General features: G+C 71.7%; 17 protein-coding genes and 1 pseudogene. 10 read left to right on the top strand and 8 right to left on the bottom strand.

Annotated features, from left to right (window positions below):
- Nucleotides 1–14: 14 nt before the first annotated feature.
- Nucleotides 15–644, bottom strand: coding sequence for a response regulator transcription factor (locus AB0J87_RS52730; RefSeq protein ID WP_363980911.1), 630 nt, complete (start codon nt 642–644; stop codon nt 15–17).
- The gene (locus AB0J87_RS52725; protein ID WP_363980908.1) at nt 641–1,744 is read right to left on the bottom strand and encodes a sensor histidine kinase; all 1,104 of its coding nucleotides are present in this window, start codon (nt 1,742–1,744) and stop codon (nt 641–643) included. The genes AB0J87_RS52730 and AB0J87_RS52725 overlap by 4 nt, the downstream gene beginning before the upstream one ends.
- Before the next feature lie 87 nt (nt 1,745–1,831).
- On the opposite strand from AB0J87_RS52725, the pseudogene AB0J87_RS52720 reads away from it, so the two are divergent.
- The 3 genes and pseudogenes from AB0J87_RS52720 to AB0J87_RS52710 all read left to right on the top strand — a co-directional run.
- A pseudogene (locus AB0J87_RS52720) lies at nt 1,832–2,458 on the top strand (ATP-binding cassette domain-containing protein); the annotation flags it as partial.
- Between the two features lie 74 nt (nt 2,459–2,532).
- Nucleotides 2,533–3,264: an ABC transporter permease gene (locus AB0J87_RS52715; RefSeq protein WP_363980905.1), complete on the top strand. Its 732-nt coding sequence runs from the start codon at nt 2,533–2,535 to the stop codon at nt 3,262–3,264.
- 56 nt (nt 3,265–3,320) lie between these two features.
- The gene (locus AB0J87_RS52710; RefSeq protein ID WP_363980902.1) at nt 3,321–3,557 is read left to right on the top strand and encodes an antitoxin; all 237 of its coding nucleotides are present in this window, start codon (nt 3,321–3,323) and stop codon (nt 3,555–3,557) included.
- 8 nt (nt 3,558–3,565) lie between these two features.
- Here the strand turns inward: AB0J87_RS52710 and AB0J87_RS52705 are convergent, their stop codons facing one another.
- The gene (locus tag AB0J87_RS52705; RefSeq protein ID WP_363980899.1) at nt 3,566–4,375 is read right to left on the bottom strand and encodes an MBL fold metallo-hydrolase; all 810 of its coding nucleotides are present in this window, start codon (nt 4,373–4,375) and stop codon (nt 3,566–3,568) included.
- 35 nt (nt 4,376–4,410) lie between these two features.
- Here AB0J87_RS52705 and AB0J87_RS52700 point away from each other — a divergent pair, with 35 nt between their 5' ends.
- Nucleotides 4,411–5,901, top strand: a complete 1,491-nt coding sequence (locus AB0J87_RS52700) for a cobyric acid synthase (RefSeq protein WP_363980896.1) — start codon at nt 4,411–4,413, stop codon at nt 5,899–5,901.
- Nucleotides 5,902–5,923: 22 nt separating this feature from the next.
- On the opposite strand, the gene AB0J87_RS52695 is transcribed toward AB0J87_RS52700, so the two are convergent.
- Together AB0J87_RS52695 and AB0J87_RS52690 are read right to left on the bottom strand one after the other, a co-directional pair.
- Entirely contained in the window at nt 5,924–6,946 is a 1,023-nt protein-coding gene (locus AB0J87_RS52695; protein WP_363980893.1) for a 1-acyl-sn-glycerol-3-phosphate acyltransferase, read from the bottom strand.
- A 28-nt stretch (nt 6,947–6,974) separates the two neighbouring features.
- Entirely contained in the window at nt 6,975–7,787 is an 813-nt protein-coding gene (locus tag AB0J87_RS52690) for a patatin-like phospholipase family protein (RefSeq protein ID WP_363980890.1), read from the bottom strand.
- A 100-nt stretch (nt 7,788–7,887) separates the two neighbouring features.
- Between AB0J87_RS52690 and AB0J87_RS52685 the strand changes: the two genes are divergently transcribed.
- Genes AB0J87_RS52685 through AB0J87_RS52675 form a run of 3 tightly spaced genes read left to right on the top strand, consistent with a single transcriptional unit; the run spans nt 7,888 to nt 10,611 of the window.
- On the top strand, nt 7,888–8,787 hold the full coding sequence (locus AB0J87_RS52685; protein WP_363980887.1) for an ABC transporter ATP-binding protein: 900 nt from the start codon (nt 7,888–7,890) through the stop codon (nt 8,785–8,787).
- Nucleotides 8,777–9,568, top strand: coding sequence for an ABC transporter permease subunit (locus tag AB0J87_RS52680; protein WP_363980884.1), 792 nt, complete (start codon nt 8,777–8,779; stop codon nt 9,566–9,568). The genes AB0J87_RS52685 and AB0J87_RS52680 overlap by 11 nt, the downstream gene beginning before the upstream one ends.
- Nucleotides 9,568–10,611, top strand: coding sequence for a helix-turn-helix domain-containing protein (locus tag AB0J87_RS52675; RefSeq protein ID WP_363980881.1), 1,044 nt, complete (start codon nt 9,568–9,570; stop codon nt 10,609–10,611). Before AB0J87_RS52680 ends, AB0J87_RS52675 begins: the two co-directional genes overlap by 1 nt.
- Here the strand turns inward: AB0J87_RS52675 and AB0J87_RS52670 are convergent.
- Entirely contained in the window at nt 10,601–11,215 is a 615-nt protein-coding gene (locus AB0J87_RS52670; RefSeq protein WP_355373738.1) for a LysE family translocator, read from the bottom strand. The two genes, AB0J87_RS52675 and AB0J87_RS52670, sit on opposite strands and share 11 nt — an antisense overlap.
- 4 nt (nt 11,216–11,219) lie before the next feature.
- Nucleotides 11,220–12,167 (bottom strand): quinone oxidoreductase, encoded by a 948-nt coding sequence (locus tag AB0J87_RS52665; RefSeq protein ID WP_363980877.1) that lies wholly within the window; start codon nt 12,165–12,167, stop codon nt 11,220–11,222.
- Nucleotides 12,168–12,288: 121 nt separating this feature from the next.
- Here AB0J87_RS52665 and AB0J87_RS52660 point away from each other — a divergent pair, with 121 nt between their 5' ends.
- Nucleotides 12,289–13,914, top strand: coding sequence for a serine/threonine-protein kinase (locus AB0J87_RS52660; protein ID WP_363980875.1), 1,626 nt, complete (start codon nt 12,289–12,291; stop codon nt 13,912–13,914).
- A 145-nt stretch (nt 13,915–14,059) separates the two neighbouring features.
- On the opposite strand, the gene AB0J87_RS52655 is transcribed toward AB0J87_RS52660, so the two are convergent.
- Nucleotides 14,060–14,647: a TetR/AcrR family transcriptional regulator gene (locus AB0J87_RS52655; RefSeq protein WP_363980872.1), complete on the bottom strand. Its 588-nt coding sequence runs from the start codon at nt 14,645–14,647 to the stop codon at nt 14,060–14,062.
- Nucleotides 14,648–14,783: 136 nt separating this feature from the next.
- On the opposite strand from AB0J87_RS52655, the gene AB0J87_RS52650 reads away from it, so the two are divergent.
- Both AB0J87_RS52650 and AB0J87_RS52645 read left to right on the top strand, forming a co-directional pair.
- The gene (locus AB0J87_RS52650) at nt 14,784–16,796 is read left to right on the top strand and encodes an ATP-binding cassette domain-containing protein (protein ID WP_363980869.1); all 2,013 of its coding nucleotides are present in this window, start codon (nt 14,784–14,786) and stop codon (nt 16,794–16,796) included.
- Between the two features lie 32 nt (nt 16,797–16,828).
- Entirely contained in the window at nt 16,829–17,710 is an 882-nt protein-coding gene (locus AB0J87_RS52645; protein WP_363980866.1) for a virginiamycin B lyase, read from the top strand.
- The last annotated feature ends 427 nt before the right edge of the window (nt 17,711–18,137 follow it).

Genomic DNA, 18,137 nt, shown 5'->3' with positions numbered 1-18,137 from the left:
CGGGAGTCCACGTCTCAGACCAGCCGGGCCTCGTAGGCGGCGATGACCAGGTGGACGCGGCTGCGCGCACCGAGCTTGGTCAGCAGGCTGCTGACGTGCGTCTTGACCGTGCTGAGGCTGACGTACAGGCTCTGCGCGATCTCCGCGTTGGACAGGCCCCGGGCCACCAGGACGAGGACCTCGCGCTCGCGTTCGGTGACGTCCAGGCCGCGGATCGGTGGCGCCGGGCTCACGTACCGCTGGATCAACCGCCGGGTGGCGGTCGGGGCCAGCAGGGACTCGCCCGACGCGATGACCTCGACGCTCCTGAGCAGGTCGGCGGGCGGGGTGTCCTTGAGCAGGAATCCCGCGGCGCCCGCCTGGAGGGCTCCGTAGACGTACTCGTCCAGGTCGAAGGTGGTCACGATGAGCACGCGCGTGCGCGGGCGGTCGGCGCAGATGCGGCGCGTGGCCTCGATGCCGTCCATCTCGGGCATGCGCACGTCCATGAGCACGAGGTCGGGACGGTCCCGGGCGGCCGCCGCCACGGCCTGCGCGCCCGTGGCGGCCTCGCCGACCGTGTGGAACCCCGGCGCGCTGTCGATCAACCGGCGGAAGCCGGCCCTGATGAGCGGCTGGTCGTCGGCCACCATCACTCTGATCACAGCGGCAGCCTCGCCATGACGCGGAAGCCGCGCAGGGGACGCGCGCCCGCCTCGAACTCGCCGCCGAAGACGCGCACGCGCTCGCGCAGCCCCGTCAGGCCGTGCCCGTACGGCCGTGCCTGGCCGCGCGGGCCGTCGTCGACGACCTCGACGACCAGCCCGTCTCCCTGCCGTTCGACCCGGACCCGGACGTGGCGGGCCCCGGCGTGCTTGAGCACGTTGGTCAGCGCCTCCTGGACGATCCGGTAGACCGTCAGCTCCATCTCTCCATCCACCTCGCCGTCGATCGTCAGCTCCACCTCCAGGCCCGCCGCCCTGGTCCGTTCGGCGAGCGCGCCGAGGTCGGCCAGGCCGGGAGCGGGGGCGAGCTCGGCCTCGCCGTCCTCGCGCAGCACGCCGAGCAGCCGCCTGGTCTCGCGCAGCGCCGACCGGCTGGTCTCCTCGATGGAGGTCAGCGCGCCGCGCATCTCCTCCGTTCCGCCCAGGAGACCCGCCACGCCCGCCTGCACGGCGATCGTGCCGAGCCCGTGGCCGATGACGTCGTGCAGCTCCCTGGCGATCCGCAGCCGCTCCGCCATGGCCTCCGCCCGTGCCCACTCCTCCGCCTGTGCGGCGAGCTGCTCGGTGTAGCGCCTGCGCTGGCGTACGGCGGTGCCGGCGGCCCAGGCGGCGACCATGATCGCCAGCACCAGCCCGAGCCGGTCGCGTACGACGGCCGTCAGCGGCGGAGCCAGCACGCCCTGCGCCGCGACCGCGGCCGCCACGAGCAGCGCGACGACGGCCCTGCCCCGCGTCGCCAGCGTGTACAGCACGAGAGGCAGGCAGAGCAGGTCGGCGTGCGGCATGAAGAACTCGCGCATGCCGAGCCCGCCCACCAGGACGATCAAGAACACCGCCCGCGGCCACAACCGCCTGACCGCGACGGGCAGGCCGGTGGCCAGGGCGGCCGCGTAGTCGAGCGCGTCGGGCGCCGACGGGTTCCTCGACGCGGTCAGGCCGACGAAGGCGGCGGCGAAGAAGAGGGCGACCCCGGCGTCGATCGTCACCCAGATCCAGGCCGGCACCCGGCTCAGCAGCGGGAGACGGATCTGTTCGCGCACGCCACGAACCTAACCGCGAGATCCGGCCGCGCGCATCGGTCCCAAGACCGATGCGCGGCGCGCGGGTCCCGGCGGATCGTGAAGGGCATGATCGAAGTCAGCGGGCTCACCAGACGTTTCAAACAGACCCTCGCCGTGGACGACCTCTCCTTCACGGTGCCGCCCGGCAGGATCACCGGCTTCCTCGGCCCGAACGGCGCCGGCAAGACCACCACCATGCGGCTGATCCTCGGCCTCGACCGGCCCACGGCCGGCCGCGCCACGGTGAACGGCCTGCCCTACCACGCGCTCGACAGGCCGCTTACCCAGGTCGGCGCGCTGCTGGACGCCACGGCGGTGCAGGCAGGCCGCCGCGCGGACCAGCACCTGTGGTGGCTGGCGCGCTCCAACGGGATCTCGCGGCAGCGCGTCGGCCCGCTGCTGGAGTTCGTCGGGCTCGGCGGCGCGGGACGCAGACGCGTCGGCGGCTTCTCGCTGGGCATGAAACAGCGGCTCGGGCTGGCCGCGGCGCTGCTCGGCGACCCCGAGGTGCTCCTGCTCGACGAGCCGGTCAACGGGCTCGACCCGGAAGGCATCCGCTGGATGCGCGACCTGCTCAAGTCGCTCGCCGCCGAGGGCCGGACCGTCCTCGTGTCAAGCCATCTCATGAACGAGATGGCGGTGACGGCCGACCACCTGATCGTCATCGGCCGGGGCAGGCTGCTGGCCGACGCGAAGATCGGCGAGTTCGTCCGGCCCGGCACGTCGCTGGAGGACGTGTTCATAGAGGTCATCGGGAGGTACGAGCCGTGAGCGCGATCGCCGCCGAGTGGATCAAGCTGCGCACGCTGCGGTCGACCTGGTGGGCGCTGGGCGTCGGTGTGTTCGTGGCGCTCGCGCTGACCGTGCTCGGCGCCTCGACGGTCATCGCGCGCTGGGATCCCGGCCGTACGGGCGACCAGGCCGCCATGGGGGTCGTGGTGGCCGTGTACGTGGGGGTGGTCCTGGCCCAGCTGCCGTTCGGGATGATGGGCGCGATGACGATCAGCGGCGAGTACACGTCCGGCATGATCGACGCGACCCTCGTCGCCACGCCGTCCAGAGGGCGGGTGCTGGTGGCCAAGGCGGTCGTCCTGAGCGGGGCCGCGGTCGCCGGCTCGCTGCTCATCGCGATTCCCGGCTATGTCTACGGACGGTTCCTGGCCGCGGAGTTCCACCCGTCGCTCCTGCCCGCCGGGGCCTGGACGGTGATCGCGGGCGGCACGCTCATGATCGTGGTGGCCACGCTGCTCGGGCTGTCGCTCGGCGTGATCCTGCGCAACGGGGCCGTGGCGACCGCGGCGCTGGTGACGATCGTCCTCGTGCTGCCCTTCTCCGGCCTCGTGCTGCCCGGCGGGGAGTGGGTCAACCGGTTCCTGCCCGGCTACCCGGCGCTCCAGCTGATCGAGCAGCTGCCGGCCATCATGCCGACCTGGGCGGCTTTCACGGTGCTCGCCGGGTGGGCGGTGGTTCCGCTGCTCGCCGCCTGGCGGCGGGAGTGAATGTGCAGGATGCGGGGGTAGGGGGCGCCCGTAGTCCGAAGAAATGGGGAACGTGTATGAGCCGCATCGGGGAATGGCTGAAGAAGGCGGAGAACCTGGCCAGAGGGCATTCCAAGCAGGCCGACCAGTTGCTGGACCGGGCCGAGCGCTACGCGAAGGAGCGGACCGGCCACAAGTACGACGACCAGATCTCGAAGGGCGCTGACGCGGTGCAGGAGCGCTACGGCGGCGGTGGTCAGAAGCAGCCGCCCGTTCGGGGCGAGGAGACCAGGGACCAGAGGCGCGAGGGCTGAACGGCCGGCTACCTGTCCTCGACGTCCTCGACGAAGGTGAGGTAGCGGTCGGCTGAGCGGCGGACGGCCTCCGCGCCGTCCCCGTGCACGATGCGCTTCCACCAACCCCCGTAAACCCTCTCGAACGCGTACGGCTCCAGCAGGTCCAGGGCGCGGCGCACGACGTGCGGACGTTCCGGGATGTAGTTGGGGTAGCTGTACATGAAGCTCACCCAGCGCCGGTCCTGGACGACCTGGAGGATGTCACCCGAGAACAGGGCACGCTCGGACGACCAGTGCAGCACCTGGCCGCCCTCGAAGTGCACGCCCGCGTTGATCAGGGTGAGGTCCTCCGACAGCCGGTGGGTGTCGCCTTCCCAGAAGATGACCGAGTCGTCCGGTCTGGCCACCCACCGCCTGTCGGCGGCGTGGATGTACACCGGGGCGTCGAAGGCCCGGGACCATTCGATCATGGAGCCGTAGAAGTGGGGATGGCTGATGGCGATGGCCGACACCCCGCCCAGCTCCTCGACCTCGGCGATCAGGTCGTCGTCGACGTAGGAGACCATGTCCCAGAGCACGTTGCCCTCCGGCGTGCGCAGCAGGAGCGCGCGCTGCCCGATCGCCGTGGGCGGGGCGGTGCCGATGCCCACCACGCGCGGGCCCTCCTCCTCCACCCGGCCGCGATGGCCCTCTGCCGCCAGGCCCGCCAGCGTGGTCCACCGCTGGCCGTCCCAGCCGACGTACTGGCGCTCGTCCTCGCAGATCGGGCAGTCGGGGCGCGGCTCGGCGTACTGGACGCCGCAGGTGCGGCAAATGGGCAGGTCGGCCGGTGGCATGCGGCCAGCCTAGCGCGGGCCTGTACGGTGATCGCATGGTCAGAGGGGGGTTGCTGGTCGCGGGGACCACGTCCGACGCGGGCAAGAGCGTGCTGACGGCGGGGATCTGCCGATGGCTGGCCCGCAGGGGCGTGCGCGTCGCGCCCTTCAAGGCGCAGAACATGTCGCTCAACTCGTACGTCACCGCTCAAGGCGCCGAGATCGGCCGGGCCCAGGCGACGCAGGCGCAGGCCGCCTACCTGGAGCCGACGGTGGACATGAACCCCATCCTCCTCAAACCGGGCAGCGACCGCCGCAGCCAGGTCGTCCTCATGGGCAACCCGGTGGCGGACGTGGACGCGATGGAGTACGGCGCGCTCAAGGACCTCCTGCGCGCCACCGCGCTGGAGGCGCTCGAAAGGCTCAGGGGTCAGTACGACGTGGTCGTGTGCGAGGGCGCGGGCAGCCCCGCCGAGATCAACCTGCGCCGCGGCGACATCGCCAACATGGGCCTGGCCAGGGCCGCGAACCTGCCCGTGATCGTGGTCGGCGACATCGACAGGGGAGGGGTGTTCGCCGCGTTCTACGGCACGGTGGGCCTCTTAGACGCCGACGACCAATCGCATATTTCCGGATTTGTCGTGAACAAGTTCCGCGGCGCGCGGGAGCTCCTGGAGCCCGGCCTCGACATGCTCAGGCGGCTGACCGGGCGCGAGGTGTACGGCGTCCTGCCCTGGCTCGACGGACTCTGGCTGGACGTCGAGGACTCGTTGGCCCTGGACAGCCGGAAGGTCGCGGTGGGCGCCCCGTACGGCAGGCAGACCCTCCGGGTGGCCGTCGTGCGGCTGCCGAGGATCTCGAACTTCACCGATCTGGACGCCCTGGCCGCCGAGCCGGGGGTCGTGGTGCGTTTCGTGACCGATCCGGTCGAACTGGACGACGCCGACCTGGTGGTGCTGCCGGGCTCCAGAGCCACGGTGAGCGACCTGGCGTGGCTGCGGGAGCGCGGGCTGGCGGCGGCGATCGTCGACCGCGCGGGGCCCGTGCTGGGGATCTGCGGCGGGTTCCAGATGCTCGGGCGGGAGATCGTGGACGAGGTGGAGTCGGGGGCGGGCAAGGTCGAAGGGCTAGGGCGGCTGCCGGTACGCGTCGAGTTCGCGAAGGAGAAGCGGCTTGGGCGGCCCGAGGGCACGGCGTACGGGCAGCCGGTCCGCGCGTACGAGATCCACCACGGGGTGGCTTCGGTCGACGGAGGCGAGCCGTTCCTCGACGGCTGCCGGACCGGTAACGTCTGGGGCACCACCTGGCACGGCGCCCTGGAGAACGACGGCTTCCGCCGGGCCTTCCTGGCCGACGTGGCCGCGCGGGCGGGACGCGACTTCGCGCCGGCTCCCGGCACGGACTTCGCCGCGCTCCGGGAGGAGCGGCTCGACGCGCTCGGCGACCTGGTGGAACGGCACCTCGACACGGACGCGCTGCTCCGCCTCATCGAGCACGGCCCGCCGGACGTCCCGGTCCTGCCCCCGGGCGCGCCACCGCTCGGCTAGCGGGCGCTCATCTCGTCTGGGCTCATTTTGTCTGGGCTCCGTTTGCCCGGGCCACGCGCTGGGCGTCGATCCAGGCGTCGATCTGCTCCCAATGGTCGTACAGCCACCGGATCCGGTCCTCCCGCTCCGCCGGGATCTCGGCCGCGGGCACCCGCCACCACTTCGCGGTGATCTGAGCGTTGAAGGGCAGCTTGCGCCAGACGTCCCCCAGCGTGATGAGGTCGTCGAGCCCGGTGTGCGCGACGAAGATGACGTCCGCCGACGGGCACGCCTCGATGGCCGTGATGGCGCCGTTCGGGCGGGGCGGGAGCAGGTGGTCCATGCCGCGCGCCCGCTCCGCCTCCTCGGTCAGGCCCTTCTCCTCCAGTCGCCGGATGGCGAGCCGGCGGCGGCGCGGGGTGAAGTTGCCGCCCTCGGGGAAGATCACGAGAGCGTCCTGGTCGCCCATCGTGGCGGCGAGGCGGTGGATCTCCTCGATGACCCGCTTCTGCCCGGACTCGCGGGGCACGAACGCGTTCGGCAGCCGGTTGATCACGACGTCCAGCGAGGGGTCGTACTGGAGTGCGGCCTTCATGACGATGCGCGGCCGCCGGTGGTAGATCGCCAAAAGGTAATAAATCAGCAAAAAGGAGTCGCCGGGGCCCGCGTGCCGGGACAGCACGATGACCGGTCGCGTCAGCCTGGCGGACTGCTCCTCGGTCGTCAGGTCGGGCTCCTGGATCTCCATCGTCAGCCGGAAGATCCGCACGGCGGCCGCGTGCACCTTGGCCAGGAACCACCTGATCAGGGCGTAATGCCGCTCCTGGCGCCGGGCCCCGCCCGCCACCCACAGCCACAGGCACGTGACCAGCACGCCCGACTCCAGCGTCAGCCACACCGTGGCGAACCAGACGAACCTCGCCCCTCTGCGCCGCGGCGGCGGCAGGCGCAGCGAGGCCGCGGCCGTGACCAGGAGCCAGAACGGCAGCGTCACCACCATGAACACGGTCACCACGATGACCAGCGGAGCCAGCACCAGCCGGCGGAGAATACGCGGTGGAAGCAACGGCGGCCTCCCTGCAACGGTCTAACCCTCATCCTCCTCTGTTCTGCAAATAGCGGGAAGAAGCGCTGTACGCCCGCTCGATGCAGGCGGAGATCTGCGAGATGTCGCGGTAGCGCAGCGGGGAGAGCGCCTCGGTCATCCCGGCGGGCAGCACGTGCACCTCCACGCCGGGCGGCAGGCTGGCCATGTCCTCGGCGAACCGGTGCCTGCGCGCGATCTCGAACGCCACCATGCCCACCTCCCAGAACCTCCTGGGCGGCGCCAGCGGCCGTTCGATCCGCCCGACGTGCAGGACGTAGACGCGCTTGGCTCCGAGCTGCACGGCCCGCCCCACGGGGATGCTGTGCACCAGCCCCCCGTCGTAGAAGTGCTCGCCGCCGATCACGACGGGCGGCAGCAGCCCGGGCACCGCGCACGACGCCAGCACCGCATCGACCAGCGGCCCGCCGGTGAACCAGTGCGCCGCCGCCCGCTCGACCGAGGCCGCCACGCACTGGAAGGGGACATCCAGCTCCTCGATCCGCGAAACCCCCACGGTCCCGCTCAGAACCTCGCGCAACGGCCCGATCGGGTGCAGATGGGTGCCGGTCCTGGCCAGCGTGGACAACCGGGCTACCCACGAGCCGGCGAAGGCCGTACGTACGACGTCGGAGCGCCACAGAGTGGTCAGCCGCTCCACCGCCTCGGACGGGGCGGCGGCGATGACCACCCCGTTCAGGGCGCCCACGGACGTGCCCACGACGAGGTCGGGGCTGATGCCCGCCTCGTCGAGCGCCTGCAGCATGCCCACCTCGTGCGCGCCGAGCACGCCTCCGCCACCGAGCACGAACGCCGTTTCCACGCCACCCACCTTCTCGTTGCCGCGTCCCGGAAGCAAAGCCATCCGCACGCTGCCGGACCCGTCCGGTGACGGAGGTCCCGCGCGGCGGGACGATTCGGCCATGACAGCAGTGGTGCAGGCCGAAGGGCTGACCAAGTATTACGGCAGGCGCCGCGGCCTGGAAGATCTCACGCTGGAGATCCAGCCGGGGGAGATCTTCGGGTATCTCGGGCCGAACGGCGCAGGCAAGACGACCACGCTCCGGTTGCTGCTCGACGTGATCAGGCCCACCCGGGGCACGGTACGCGTCCTCGGCGCCGACCCGCGCGAGGCCGCGACCCGCTCCAGGATCGGCTACCTGCCGGGCGAGCTGGCGCTGGAGGGCCGCGAACGGGCCAGGGACTACCTGCGCTTCCTCGGCAGGATGCGCGGCGGTGTGCCGGACACGCGCATCGACGCCCTGGCCGAGCGCCTCGAGGCCGACCTGTCGGTGCAGATGCGCAAGCTCTCCAAGGGCAACAAGCAGAAGGTCGGGCTGATCCAGGCGTTCATGCACGAGCCGGAGTTCCTCATCCTGGACGAGCCGACGGGCGGGCTGGATCCGCTGGTGCAGCACGAGTTCCTGGCCATGGTCAGGGAGGTGCGCCAGTCCGGGCGAACCGTGCTGATGTCCTCGCACGTGCTCGCCGAGGTCGAGAACGTCTCGGACCGGGTCGGAATCGTACGGGACGGGCGCCTGGTGGCCGTGGAGGACGTGGCGGCGCTGCGCGAGAAGGCGGTGCGCCGGGTCGAGCTGCACTTCGACGCGCCCGTGCCGCGAGCGGCTTTCGAGAACCTGCCCGGCGTGCGCGACCTGCGCGTGGAGGGTGCCGGCGTGCGCTGCACGATCGACGGCCGGCCGGACGCGCTGATCAAGGCGGCGGCCGCCTTCACTGTGGTGCACATGGTGAGCGCGGAACCGGACCTGGAGGAGATCTTCCTGACCTACTACAGCGACGAGGAGCGGCACCATGATCGCTAAGAGCCTGCGCGACAACCGGCGGTCGCTCATCTGGTGGTGCCTGGGCATCAGCGCTTTCATGGGCGTCTATCTGGGCGCGTACGCCAACGTCAAGCTGAACCCCGAGACCTACGACTCCATGGCCATGGCCAAGTTCCCCGGGCCGCTCAAGGACCTGATGGGCGGGCTCGGGGACTTCGCCTCCGGCGCCGGCTACCTGCAGACGGTCGTCTACCAGCTCTTCGTCCCCATGCTGTTCATCGTGTTCGCGATGCTCCTGGCCAACCGGGCGATCGCGCAGCCGGAGGAGTCGGGCACGCTGGAGCTGGTCGTCACGCTGCCGGTGGACCGGCGGCGGCTGGTGCTGGACAGGTTCGCCGCGCTGGCGGTCGCGATGCTCGTGCTGGCCGTCGTGACGCTGCTCGCCATGTGGGCGATGAGCGAGGTCGTGGAGATGGGGGTGCCGTTCGACCGGATCCTGGCCGCGCACCTCGGGGTGCTCCTGGTCGGGCTGCTGTTCGGGACGATGGGGCTGGCGGTGGGCGCGGCCGCCGGGCGCAGGTCGATCGCCTCCGCCGTGGTCGGGGTGTGGGTGGTGGCCGGCTACGTCGTGGTCACGATCGGCCGGAACATCGACGCCATCTCCTGGCTGAAGTGGGTCTCGCCGTTCCACTACTACGCCGAGGGTCGGCCGCTCTATGAGGGGCTGCCGGTCGGGGACTACCTTGTGCTGGCGGGGGCGACGGCCGTGCTCGCGCTCACCGCGGTGCTCTCCTTCGACAGGCGTGACGTAGGAGTGTGATGGCGATCTCCGACCTGCCCGCCGACCTGCTCGCCGACCTGCTCGGCGGGCATCGGCGGGTGCTGGCCGAGCACGCCGCGACCGGCCGCTTACCCTCTCGCGAGGCGCTCGACGCCTACCGCGCCGCGGGCAGGCGCGCCGCCACGCTGGGGGTGCCGCTGCGGGTGCTGGTGGACGGCGCGCTCGCCGCCGGCGAGGGGCTGCCGGAAGCGCTGCCCGCGCTGCGCAAGGCGGTCTCCGCGCTGATGGAGGGGTACGAGAGGGCGCAACTCGCCGCCATCCGCGAGGAGGAGCAGGCCTGGCGGGAGTTCGTGGACGACCTGCTCCAAGGGCGGGCCGAGCGGCTGGCGGAGCGGGCCGAGCACTTCGGGCTGCGGCTGGCCGGATCGTACGTGGTGGCCGTGGCCCGCGGCATGCGCGACGGCGACCAGGACCGCATCGAACGGGACCTGATCGCCCGGTTCGGCTCGCACAACGTGCTCGTGGCCGTGCGCGACGGGCTGCTGGTGTGCGTGGCCCCGGCGACGCTGCCGGCCGCGGTGGGAGAGTTCACCCATCACGTACGCGCCCGCTTCCCGGCCGGGTGGCGGGTCGCGGTGGGACGGCCGCAGCGCGGCCCCGGCGGCGTGGTGGCCTCCTACCGGGAGGCGGCGCAGGCCCTGGAGCTGGCCGACGGGCTGGGGCTCAGGGCCGACGTGGTCAAGGCGGCCGACCTGCTCGTCTTCCCCGTTCTGCTGCGCGACAGGGGCGCGATCGAGGACCTCGTGACCAGCGTGCTGAGCCCGCTGCTGGGGGCGCGGGGCGGGCACGAGCCGCTGCTGGAGACGCTGGAGGCCGTCTTCGCCTCGCACGGCAACCAGACGGCCGCGGCCCGGCGGCTGGGGCTGAGCCCGCGGGCGGTCACGTACCGGCTGGAGCGCATCCGCCGTCTGACCGGCTTCTCGCCGGACGACCCGACGCAGCGCTTCACCCTGGAGACCGCCGTGCTGGGGGCCCGTCTGCTGGGCTGGCCCACGAGCCCCGGCTTCGGCCTCAGTCGGTGACGGCGAGGCGGATGCCGAAGCCGACGATGACCACGCCGGTCAGGCGGTCGAGGAAGCGGCGTACGGCGGGCGTCCGCAGGAAGCCGCCCACCAGCGAAGCGAACCCGATCAGCGCCGCGCTCCACAGCAGCCCCTCGGCCACGTGCACGCCGGCCAGCACCAACCCCATGACCGCGTGCGGCGCCCCGTCCGGGATGAAATGCGGCAGCATGGCCACGTAGAACGCCCCGACCTTGGGGTTGAGCAGGTTCGTGACCAGCCCGCGCCGGAACCCGCCCCCGAACCGCACCGCCTGCTCTGGCTCGTCGTGGGGCGCGGCCTTGGCCAGGAGCATGCGCAGGCCCATCCACACCAGGTACGCCACGCCGGCCCAGCGCAGGATCTCGTAGCCGAGCCGCGAGGCGGCCAGCAGCGCCGACAGCCCGGCCGCGGTGAGCACGCCCCACGTGAGCGTGCCGAGCTGGATGCCGAGCGTCACGCCCCAGGCCGCCCGCCTGCTCGCCAGCAAGGACGTACGCAGGATCAGGGCCGTGTCGAGGCCGGGGGTGAGCGTGAGCAGCGCCACTACGGCGGCGAACGACCAGATCGATCCTGCGATGTCCATGGCGTCAGGGTATGAGGAGCAGTTTTCCTGTCGTCCGGCGGGCCGCCAGGTCCTCGTGCGCCTGGTGCGCCTCGGCCAGCGGGTAGCGGTGGGAGATGTTGATGGCGAGCTGTCCCGACTTGATCCAGCCGAACAGGTCGGAGGCGCGCCGCAGCAGCTCCTCGCGCTCGGCTATGTAGTGGACGAGTGTGGGCCTGGTCAGGAAGAGCGAGCCCTTGCGGTTGAGGATCTGGGGGTCGATCGGCGGGACCGGGCCGCTGGCGGCGCCGTACAGGGCCATGAGGCCGCGTGGCCGCAGCGCATCGAGCCCGCCGTCGAACGTGGCCTTGCCGACGCCGTCGTACACCACGTCGATCCTGTCCCGCAGCGCCTCGGCGAAGTCGTCGTACCGCAGCACCTCGTCGGCGCCGGCCTCCCTGGCCAGCTTCTCCTTCTCGCTGGTGGAGACGGTGGTGTGGACCTTGGCGCCCTTGAGCTTGGCCAGCTGGATGAGCAGCTGCCCCATGCCGCCGGCTCCGGCGTGGACGAGCACCTCGTCGCCTTCCCGCACCTCGTGGGTGGAGTGGGTGAGGTAGTGGGCGGTCATCCCCTGCAGCATCGCCGCCGCGGCCACGTCGGCCGGGACGCCGTCGGGCACCGGCACGGCCCGGTCCGCCGGGATCACCGCCTTCTCGGCGTAGCTGCCCAGGACGTTGGCCCAGGCCACGGTGTCGCCCACGGCCACCCCTTGCACCCCGGGCCCGACGGCCGAGACCGTGCCCGCGCCCTCGGAGCCGATGGGAGTGGGCAGGTCGAGCGGGTACGCGCCGGAGCGGTGGTAGATGTCGATGAAGTTGACGCCGCTGGCCGCGACATCGACCACGATCTCCCCCTCGCCGGGGACGGGATCGGGCCGCTCCACGTATTCGAGAACCTCAGGACCGCCAGGGGCGGAGACGATGATGGCATGCATGACGCCTAGTCAACTCCGTACGTGCGGGGGAATGCCACCCGGGGTCCGGGTTCCCCAGGTGGTGTCTACGTGGTGTGCTCGGCCCTGCGCGGTGTGCGGTGTGTCGGTAAGCTAGCGCGCCGTGAGCGGTGAAACCTCCCACATCGGGCGCTACAGGTTGCTTAGCGTGCTGGGTCGGGGCGGCATGGGCACGGTCCATCTCGCCGAGGATCCGGCTGGGCAGCGGGTCGCCGTCAAAGTGATCAACCCGGAGCTGACCCAGCACGAGCAGTTCCGCATGCGGTTCCGCAGGGAGGCGGACGCCGCCCAGAGGGTGCGCAGGTTCTGCACGGCCGCGGTGATCGAGGCCGCGCTTGACGGCGACCAGCTCTATGTCGTCACCGAATACGTGCCCGGCCCGAACCTCGAGGCCGCCGTACGCCAGTCGGGCCCCCTGCGCGGCTCCAGCCTCGACGCGCTGGCCGTCGGCGTGGCCACCGCGCTGACCGCCATCCACGGCGCCGGTGTGGTGCACAGGGACCTCAAGCCGTCGAACGTGCTGCTGTCGCCCGTCGGCCCGCGCGTGATCGACTTCGGCATCGCGCGGGCGCTCGACACGCTTGGAGGCGTCACGGGCACCGGCGAGCTGGTGGGCACGCCCCGCTACATGGCTCCCGAGGTGCTGCGGGGCGAACCCGTGTCCCCGGCCTGTGACGTGTTCTCGTGGGGATGCCTGGTCGCGTTCGCCGCCAGCGGGAGGGCGCCCTTCGGCGGCGACACGCTGCCCTCGATCGTCTACCAGGTGCTCAACACCGAGCCGGATCTCAGCGAGGTCGAGCCCGGCCTGCGCGAGCTGGTCGGGGCCGCGCTGCGGAAGGACCCGGCCGCGCGGCCCACCGCGCAGCAGCTGCTCGACCAGCTCGTCGGGCGGTCGGCCGGGCCCGAACAGGCGGCGCATACCGTACAGGTGGCCTGGCAGCAGGCCACGGCGCCGTACACGTCCGTCCAGCAGAAGTCCAAGGGCAACCGCGCCAAGCTGATCGCGGGCGTCGCGGCGGCGGCCGCGGCGGTGCTCGTGGCGGGCTCGGTGGCCGCGTGGGCGGTGTTCAGCCCCAGCGGGCCGCCCGACATGAGCGTTCTCTACCGTGAGGACTTCACGCAGACCTCCGGCGGCTGGAACGGCGTCTACGACCCGGACGAGACGGCCAGCTACGGCTACCGGACGGACGGGACGTACGGGCTGGACGTGGAGAAGGGGTCCGAGGAGCGGTGGGCGAAGGCGCCCATACCCTTCCTCATCGCCACGCCGACCAACACGCCCGACCCGTCGGCCACGCCCACTCCGATGTTGCCCTCGTCCGTCGTCGTCGCCGTCACCGCCGAGGTCAAGAAGTCGGTCGGGAGCGGTGAGTACGGCGTGTACTGCCACAACATGGACGATGACGACACGTACTACGAGTTCGCGCTCGACACGACCGGGAAGGCCAGGATCCGGCGGATCGTGGACGGATCGGGCGGGACGCTGGCCCAGCCGGTGCAGGTGGACAGTCTGCCCGGCAAGGCCCGGCTGGTGGCGGCGTGCGAGCAGACCGGGTCGGCGGTGCGGCTGACGATGTGGGTGAACGATCAGCGGGTGCACCAGGTGGAGGATCCGAACGGGCTCGGGAACGGGTATGTGGGGTTGTTCGCGCGTACGCCCAAGGACGAGACGTCGCTGCTGAAGACGACGTTCGACGACTTCGAACTACGCGGCCAGAAGACCCCCTGACCCTCCCGGGCCACCGGCGCGGGCTGCTCTTGCCGGCGCGGGCGGCGGTTCACAGCGCACCGGCACGGGCGGCGGCATGGGTGACGGCGAGTGCCGCGTCGGCAGCACGGGCGGCGGTTCACAGAGCACCGGCACGGGTGGCAGTTCACAGAACACCGGCGCGGGCGGCGGCGAGCGCCGCGTCGGCGGCACGATCGGCGTCCCGCTCGGTGACCGGCTCATGCGCCACGAACAACCGGTAGTAAACAGGCGCGACGGCCACCCTGATCACTTCCCTGACATCCACGACGTCAGGCAGCTCACCGCGTGCGACCGCCCGCCGCACCACCTCGGCCGACTGCTCGTGCCGGGCCATGAAGAACTCGTGCAGCGCCCGCGCCGCGTCGGGATCCTGTACGGCCGCCGCCACGAACGCCGACGACACCGGCCCCAGCTCCGGGTCGTCGAAGCCGCTGCGCACCAGCTGGACGATGCCCCTCAGATCGCCCTCGATCGAGCCCGTGTCGGGAATGGGCCACGGCTCGTCCCTGGCCAGCTCCAGGGCGTCGGAGATCAGCCCCGCGACGTTGCCCCAGCGCCGGTAGACGGTTGTCTTGTGCACTCCTGACCGCTCGGCCACGTTCTCCACCGTCAGGCCCCGGTATCCGTGCTCGGCCAGCTCGGCGAGGGTGGCCTCCCGTACGGCGTCCCGAATCCGGGCGCTTCGCCCGCCCGGCCGCTTGTTCGACTCCAAAAACTACTCCAGTTGCATTAGCTTCTCCCGCATGGCACACTAACGCTACAACGGTTGCGATTGGAGTTCCATCCTGATCAGTCTTCGAGGGGTTTCCAAGTCATACGGCGAGCGGGCCGTCCTCGCTGAGGCGTCCATGTCCGTGAAGCCCGGCGAGCGCGTGGGCATCGTCGGGGAGAACGGCTCGGGCAAGTCCACGCTGCTGCGGCTGCTGGCCGGGGTCGAGCGGCCCGACGACGGCGAGGTGACGCTGGCCGACGACACCGGCTACCTCCGGCAGACGCTCGACCTGCCGCCCGGCCACACGGTCCAGCAGGCCGTCGACGCCGCGCTGGCCGGTCTGCGCGCCATGGAGCGCCGGATCCGCGAGCTGGAGTCGGCGCTCACCGATGACGTCATGGCGGAGTACGGGGAGCTGCTGACGGCGTACGAGCTGCGCGGCGGCTACGAGGCCGACGCGCGGGTCGACAAGGCGTTCCACGGGCTGGGGCTGTTCCACGTGGGCCGCGACCGGCCGCTGTCCAGCCTGTCGGGCGGGGAGCGCGCCCGCCTCGGCCTGGCCTGCGTCCTGGCCGCCGCCCCCAGGGTCCTGCTGCTCGACGAGCCGACCAACCACCTCGACGAGTCGGCCCTGACCTGGCTCGAAGCCCGGCTGCGCGAGCACCGGGGCACGGTCGTCGTGGTCTCCCACGACCGCGTCTTCCTCGACCGGGTGGCCACGGCCGTGCTCGAGGTCGAGCACGGGGCGATCACCCGCTTCGGCGACGGCTACACCGGCTTCCTGGCCGCCAAGGCCGCCGCCAGGGCCCGTTGGGAGCAGTCGTACGCGGCGTGGTGCGAGGAGGTGCGGCAGGTGCGCGACTACGCGGCCACGACCGCCCACCGGGTGGCCACAGGGCGGCAGATGCGCGACAACAACAAGATGGCCTACGACCGCAACGCCGGGCGGGTGCAGAGCTCGGTGGCCAGCCGGGTCCGCAACGCACACGAGCGCCTGCGCCGACTGGAGGCCGACCCGGTCCCTCGGCCACCCGCCCCCCTCCGCTTCCACGGCACCTTCACCCCCACTCCGACCCTCCCCGACCTCCTGAACACCACCACCCCGACCTTCCCCGACCCGCTGGAAATCGACGAAACGACTCCCAGCACCCCAACCCCAGGCCCTGCACCCAACGCAGCACCGGAGCCCACCCGGGGACGCCGGCCCGGCCCACGACACGCCTGCGACGCAGCACCGGAGCCCACCCCGAAACGCCAGCCCGGCACACAACGCACCCCTGAGACGACCCACGAGCCCACCCCAAGCCATGCGCCTGCTCCAGGACATGCGCCCACCCCGAGCCGTGCGTCCGCTCCGGGACATGAGCCCGCTCCGAGCCGTGCGTCCGCTTGGGGACACGCACCCGCTCCAATCCATGAGCCCGCTACGGGACGCGTGGCCGGCGAGCGATGCGCCCCTGATACAGGACGTGAGCTCGGCCTCCGACACCAGCGTGCCGGAGACGAGCATGCGGCCGGAGATGAGCATGTGGCCGGAGACGAGCATGCCGTCGGACACGGGTATGCGGCCGGGCACGGGGATGCGGTCGGGCACGACCGGGCCCAAGCTCGCGTGCTTGTGGAGCTGCGCGATGTCCGGGTCGGCGATCGGTTGCACGTCCCCTCCCTGACCGTCGAAGCCGGTGACCGGCTGCTGGTCCGCGGGGCCAACGGCGCGGGCAAGTCGACGCTGCTCCAGACCCTGGCCGAGCACGCCCGGGTAAGGGTCGGCCACCTGCCGCAGGAGGTGACGTTCGACCCCGACCTGACCGTCCTGGACGCCTACGGCCACAACCACAGCTATGCGGACGAACGGCGTGCGGCTCTGCTGAGCACCGGCCTCTTCAAGCCCCAAGCCCTCGACCAGAAGGTGGGCACGCTGTCGGTCGGGCAGCAGCGCAGACTGGCGCTGGCCCGGTTGCTGGCGCAGGAGTACGACCTCCTCCTGCTCGACGAGCCGACCAACCACCTCTCGCCGGTCCTGGCCGAGGAGATCGAGCAGGCGCTCGACGACTACCGCGGCGGGCTCGTCGTGGTGTCGCACGACCGCGCCCTCATCCGGCGCTTCCGGGGGACCGAGATCACGCTGGCAGGAGGACGCATATGTTGAGCAGTGCAGGATCGATCAGTGAAGGACCGCAGATGTTGACCAGGATTGATGAGGGCGCGCCGTACGGCATCGCGACCGGACCGGATGGGGCGCTATGGTTCACGCTTGTCCACGAAGGGCGTGTCGGCAGGATGGTGCCGGGCCAGAAGCCGGTGATTCATCAGCTCGATCCGGCCGACGGGCAGCCGATGGTTATCACCCCGGGGCCGGACGGGGCGATGTGGTTCGCGGAGGGCAAGGGCGGCCGGGTCTCCCGGATCGCCGCCGACGGGCAGGTGACCTCCCATGAGGCGGACTCGCCGTACGGGCTCGTCGCCGGGCCCGATGGGGCCATGTGGTTCACCCAGATGCAGACCGGCCGGATCGGGCGCATCGGGCCCGGCGGGGAGCGGACGGAGTTCGAGGTGCCGGTGGAGGGCGGTATGCCCGCCTTCATCACGGTGGGGCCGGATGACGCGCTCTGGTTCACGATCAACCAGGGCAACGCCATCGGGCGGATCTCGCTGGCAGGCGAGGTGACCGTTCACCCGCTCCCCACGGAGGGTGCCGCCCCGGTGGGCATCACGTTGGGGCCGGATGACGCGCTCTGGTTCGTGGAGATCGGCGCTGGTCAGGTCGGGCGGATCGACACCGCCGGCAAGATCACCGAGTACCCATTGCCCGACCGGGTCGCACGGCCGCACGCGATCGTCACCGGCCCCGACGGTGCCCTCTGGTTCACCGAATGGGCCGCCGACCGCCTCGGCCGCATTACCACCGACGGGACCATCGACTCGTACCCGCTCCCAACCGGACCGCAGGCGGGGGACGAAGGCGCGCGAAAGGCCGAGCCGCACGGGCTGACGGTCGGGCCGGACGGGGCGATCTGGGTAGCCCTGGAGGCGGGCGCTTTGGCCCGCTTCAGCATCGACTAACGAACCACGACCACCTCAGCGACCTCACCTACCAACCAGCCACCCCTCACCCCGACCCAGCGCCCCGGCTCGGCGTCCAGGGTCCGCGTCCAGGGCTCGCGCCCAACGCCCCGACCCAGCGCCCCGACCCAGCGTCCCGGCTCGGCGTCCAGGGTCTGCGTCCAGGGTCCGTGCCTGGGGTTCGCGCCCAGCGCCCCGGCTCGGTGTCCACGCCGAGCCCGTCACCACCCGGGGTCCGTCACCGGCCGGGGTCCGTCACAACCCAGCCCGTCACCATTCAGCACCTCGCGACTCAGCGCCTCACAACCCGGCCCGTTACAACCCGGCCCGTTACAACCCGGCCCGTTACAACCCGGCCCGTTACAACCCGGCCCGTCACCCCAAGCCCTCGGCTCCCACGACCCGCCCCTCAGCGCCCGCCCTCAGC

The organism is Nonomuraea sp. NPDC049625 (genome assembly GCF_040675285.1).
Classification (GTDB): domain Bacteria; phylum Actinomycetota; class Actinomycetes; order Streptosporangiales; family Streptosporangiaceae; genus Nonomuraea; species Nonomuraea angiospora_A.
The sequence above is the reverse complement of the archived record's forward strand: the minus strand, read 5'-3'. Positions and strand labels throughout refer to the sequence as shown.

What these genes read in the sequence shown, in the direction of transcription:
- AB0J87_RS52710 (WP_363980902.1), top strand. Translation starts at nt 3,321, where the DNA reads ATGAGCCGCATCGGGGAATGGCTGAAGAAGGCGGAGAACCTGGCCAGA.
- AB0J87_RS52705 (WP_363980899.1), bottom strand. Translation starts at nt 4,375, where the DNA reads ATGCCACCGGCCGACCTGCCCATTTGCCGCACCTGCGGCGTCCAGTAC.
- AB0J87_RS52700 (WP_363980896.1), top strand. Translation starts at nt 4,411, where the DNA reads ATGGTCAGAGGGGGGTTGCTGGTCGCGGGGACCACGTCCGACGCGGGC.
- AB0J87_RS52685 (WP_363980887.1), top strand. Translation starts at nt 7,888, where the DNA reads ATGACAGCAGTGGTGCAGGCCGAAGGGCTGACCAAGTATTACGGCAGG.
- AB0J87_RS52680 (WP_363980884.1), top strand. Translation starts at nt 8,777, where the DNA reads ATGATCGCTAAGAGCCTGCGCGACAACCGGCGGTCGCTCATCTGGTGG.
- AB0J87_RS52675 (WP_363980881.1), top strand. Translation starts at nt 9,568, where the DNA reads ATGGCGATCTCCGACCTGCCCGCCGACCTGCTCGCCGACCTGCTCGGC.
- AB0J87_RS52670 (WP_355373738.1), bottom strand. Translation starts at nt 11,215, where the DNA reads ATGGACATCGCAGGATCGATCTGGTCGTTCGCCGCCGTAGTGGCGCTG.
- AB0J87_RS52665 (WP_363980877.1), bottom strand. Translation starts at nt 12,167, where the DNA reads ATGCATGCCATCATCGTCTCCGCCCCTGGCGGTCCTGAGGTTCTCGAA.
- AB0J87_RS52650 (WP_363980869.1), top strand. Translation starts at nt 14,784, where the DNA reads ATGTCCGTGAAGCCCGGCGAGCGCGTGGGCATCGTCGGGGAGAACGGC.
- AB0J87_RS52645 (WP_363980866.1), top strand. Translation starts at nt 16,829, where the DNA reads ATGTTGACCAGGATTGATGAGGGCGCGCCGTACGGCATCGCGACCGGA.